This is a genomic window from Xanthomonas sp. SHU 199 (assembly GCF_000364665.1).
GTDB classification, from domain to species: domain Bacteria; phylum Pseudomonadota; class Gammaproteobacteria; order Xanthomonadales; family Xanthomonadaceae; genus Xanthomonas_A; species Xanthomonas_A sontii.
The window spans coordinates 1-3546 of record NZ_AQOI01000344.1; the positions used below are offsets into that span (position 1 = coordinate 1).

The 3546-nt window shown below is 72.1% G+C and carries 5 protein-coding genes; 1 reads left to right on the forward strand and 4 read right to left on the reverse strand.

Translation table 11 applies throughout. The features are described 5' to 3' along the window. Positions 1-191 precede the first annotated feature (191 nt). From purN to purM, 4 genes are read right to left on the reverse strand one after another with little or no spacing between them, the layout of a single operon-like run. Positions 192-845 (reverse strand): phosphoribosylglycinamide formyltransferase, encoded by a 654-nt coding sequence (purN, locus tag D183_RS0111940; protein WP_017909193.1) that lies wholly within the window; start codon positions 843-845, stop codon positions 192-194. Continuing rightward, complete coding sequence (locus D183_RS0111945; RefSeq protein WP_017909194.1) at positions 842-1288, reverse strand: hypothetical protein; 447 nt, start codon at positions 1286-1288, stop codon at positions 842-844. Before D183_RS0111945 ends, purN begins: the two co-directional genes overlap by 4 nt. A gap of 8 nt (positions 1289-1296) precedes the next feature. Then, entirely contained in the window at positions 1297-1926 is a 630-nt protein-coding gene (locus tag D183_RS0111950; protein WP_017909195.1) for a DUF2238 domain-containing protein, read from the reverse strand. A gap of 5 nt (positions 1927-1931) precedes the next feature. Then, a complete protein-coding gene (gene purM / locus D183_RS0111955) occupies positions 1932-2990 on the reverse strand; it encodes a phosphoribosylformylglycinamidine cyclo-ligase (RefSeq protein ID WP_026144405.1) in 1059 nt (352 codons plus the stop codon). A 106-nt stretch (positions 2991-3096) separates the two neighbouring features. On the opposite strand from purM, the gene D183_RS0111960 reads away from it, so the two are divergent. Then, positions 3097-3546 (forward strand): DUF2066 domain-containing protein (locus tag D183_RS0111960; protein ID WP_017909197.1); only part of this gene is annotated, 450 nt, incomplete at its 3' end.

The window sequence follows — 3546 nt, forward strand, 5'->3', positions numbered from 1 at the left end:
CGGGGGCGGTCTGCGGCGCCGGCTGCGCGGCGGGCGCCGGCGCGACTTGCGCAGCGACGATGGGCGCCAGCAGGCCGAGGCCGGACGCGACGAGGAAGGCGAACGGACGCGGAGCGAGCTTCATGGGATCGGCTGGCGTGAGCGGGAGGGAAGAGGGGGAGGGAGGGGCCGCGGAAAGTGCGGCAGCGCATTCAGGGAAGCAGCACGTCGTCGCAATCTAGGCGCAGCGGACTAAACCGGCACTGACCGTCCAGCCAGACCTTGCCGTTCCGTTCAGCCAGGCGGCCCGCCGCGGTCAGCCGCAGCACCGCGCACAGCAGCCGGTGTTCGCGCGGCAGCAGGCGCTGCGCCAGGTCGTCGGGACCGTCGCCGGGCTGCACCGGCACCCGCACCTGCGCGATCACCGCGCCGGCGTCTAGTTCCGGCACCACGAAATGCACGCTGGCGCCGTGCTCGGCGTCGCCGGCCGCCAAGGCCTGGGCATGGGTGTGCAGGCCGCGGTACTTGGGCAGCAGCGAGGGGTGGATGTTGAGCAGGCGCCCGCCGAAGCGCTGCACGAAGCCGGCGCCGAGAATGCGCATGTAGCCGGCGCAGACCACCCAGTCCGGCCGTGCCGCGGCGACCGCGTCGCCCAGCGCCTGCTCGAAGGCGACGCGATCGGGGAAGTCCTTGGGCCGCGCCGACCAGCGCCGGTCCGGCGCCACCATCGCCAGCGCCGGCGCCTCCGGACGATCGCCGAACACGCCGACGACCTCGGCATCGAGGGTGCCGGCGGCGATCGCGGCGAGGATGGCCTGCAGGTTGGAGCCGCGCCCGGAGGCGAGGACAGCGAGGCGGAGCGTCATCGGGCGGGAGTCCGGAACAGGGCGCCCACCGCGGGGCGCTGCAATGTCAGCAGGGTGGCGATGCCCAGTGCGGTGCCCAGCGGGAAGCCCAGGCAGGTGATCACGGCGCCGGCGTAGCACAGCCCCAACTGGCGGCGCTGGCGCAAGGCGCGCGCAACCAGCACCTTGAGCAGCAGCGCGAGCAGGCCGAGGCCGAGCAGGATCGACAGCATCACGATCGCGATGACGCCGCTCTGCGCCTGGTCCGGGCTCTGGCCGACGGCGTTGAGCTGCGCCTCCTCGTGCACGCCGTAGGCCAGCAAAGCGCCCACCAGCAGCACCACGACGACCTGCAGCCCCGCCATGACGGCATACAGCGTCGCCAGGGTGTTCAGGTCGGAGGTGGCACGCACCACATCGGCGGCATGGCCGCCGGGGGCGGGGAGGGGCGGTGGCAGCGACATCGTCTGTCTCAGCGCGGGGTGGAGGGAAGCGGGCGCGCGGTGCGCCGCCACGGCCAGGCGCTGGCGCAGCCCAGCGTGGCCAGCAGCATGTCCATGTGCGCATCCCAGGGATCGCCCTGCTGGCCGTTGTAGGACTCGGCCTGCTCCGGCGACAGCAGCAGCGCGATCAGCCATTCCAGCCATTCGTAGACCAGGCTGACGCACATGATCGCCATCGTCGCCAAAACGAAGGCCTGTCGCGCCGACAGCGCCGGCCAGCGCTGGCGCGCGTGGTCGCGCAGCGCCGGCGCGAAGCACACCCCGAACAGCAGGTGGATCAGCCGATCGGTGTGATTGCGCTGCCAGCCGAACGCCGCGCTCGGCGACCAACCGCCGGTCAATGTGCGCAGCCACTGGTCGTAGGGCACATTGGAATAGAGCCAGTGCGCGGCGATGTTGTGCACGCTGATGAAGAGGCAGATGGCGGCGAAATGGCCGGTGCGCAGCGGCCAGCGCCGGTCGTGCCAGACCAGCCAGACCAGGCCCAGCACTGCCAGGGAGCTGTGCATGGCCTGTTCCGCCGGCCACAGCGGCCGCAGCCAACTGGCGGCGAACACCGCCAGCGCCAGTGTCAGCCAGGCGCGCTTGGCCGCCGCCATGCGGCTCAGCCGATGTGCACGCGTTCGCCGGCGTCCGCGGCGGCCACCACCGCGCCGATCTGCCAGTGCGCCAGGCCCAGGCTGTCCAGGCTGCGCTCCAGCGCGGCCACCTGCTCTGGCGCGGCGACCAGCACGAAGCCGATGCCGCAGTTGAAGGTGCGCCACATCTCGCTGTCGGCCACCGCGCCTTCGCGCTGCAGCCACTCGAACACCGGCGGCAGGGTCCAGGCACTGGCGCGGATGTCCAGGCCCAGGCCGTCCGGGATGACCCGGATGATGTTCTCGGTCAGGCCGCCGCCGGTGATGTGCGCCATGGCGTGGATGGCTTCGCCCTGTTCGCGCAGCAGCGACAGGATCGGCTTGACGTACAGCGCGGTCGGCGCCATCAGCGCGTCGGCCAGGGCCACGCCGCCGACCTGCAGGTCGGCCGGGCGCCCGGCGCGGTCGTAGATGCGGCGGATCAGCGAGTAGCCGTTGGAATGCGGGCCGGAGGAGGCGATGCCGATCAACACGTCGCCCTGGCGCACCCGGGCGCCGTCGAGCAGCTGCGACTTCTCCACCGCGCCGACGGTGAAGCCGGCCAGGTCGTACTCGCCCGGCGGGTACATGTCGGGCATTTCCGCGGTCTCGCCGCCGATCAGCGCGCAGCCGGCCAGTTCGCAGCCGCGGGCGATGCCGCCGACCACCGCCACGGTGGTCTCCACGTCGAGCTTGCCGGTGGCGAAGTAGTCCAGAAAGAACAGCGGCTCGGCGCCCTGCACCAGCACGTCGTTGACGCACATGCCGACCAGGTCGATGCCGATGGTGTCGTGGCGGCCGAGCTGCTGCGCCAGCTTCAGCTTGGTGCCGACGCCGTCGGTGCCGGACACCAGGACCGGCTCGCGGTACTTGCCGGACAGGTCGAACAGCGCGCCGAAGCCGCCCAGCCCGCCCATCACTTCGGGGCGGAAACTGCGCTTGACCAGGGGCTTGATGCGTTCGACGACGGCGTTGCCGGCATCGATGTCGACGCCGGCGTCGCGGTAGGTCAACGGGGCGGCGGCGGGGGGCTGGGAAGTGGTCACGGGCGGCGGGGTCGGCGGAAAGGCGGCGATTTTAACAGGCCGCATTGGCGCTACGCCCGCATTCGGGCAACAATTCGCCCCGGATACGCCGAGTACTGGACCCTTCATGCGCCGCAGCCTTGCCTTCCTCCTGTCTTTCGCGCTGTGCCTGCCCGCCGCGACCGCCCTGGCCCAGGCCGAGCTGCGCACCGAGGGCGACGTGGCCGGCGCCACCGGCCCCTACGATGCCGAGGTGCCGGTCAACAGCCAGAGCGAGGCCGACCGCAACGGTGCCCTGTCCCGCGCGCTCGGCGTGGTGCTGGGCAAGATCTCCGGCGACAAGGGTGTGATGTCGCGGCCCGGGGTGACCCAGGCGCTGCGCAACGCCAAGAACCTGGTCGACACCTTCGACTACCGCCAGGACCAGGGCACCTCGCCAAGCGGTGCGCCCACCTTCCGCACCATCCTGGTGGCGCGCTTCCGCCCGCAGGACGTGGACGGCCTGGCGGCGGCCCTGGGCCTGCCGGTGTGGCCGCAGCCGCGGCCCAAGCCGGTGGTGTGGCTGGCCATCGACGAC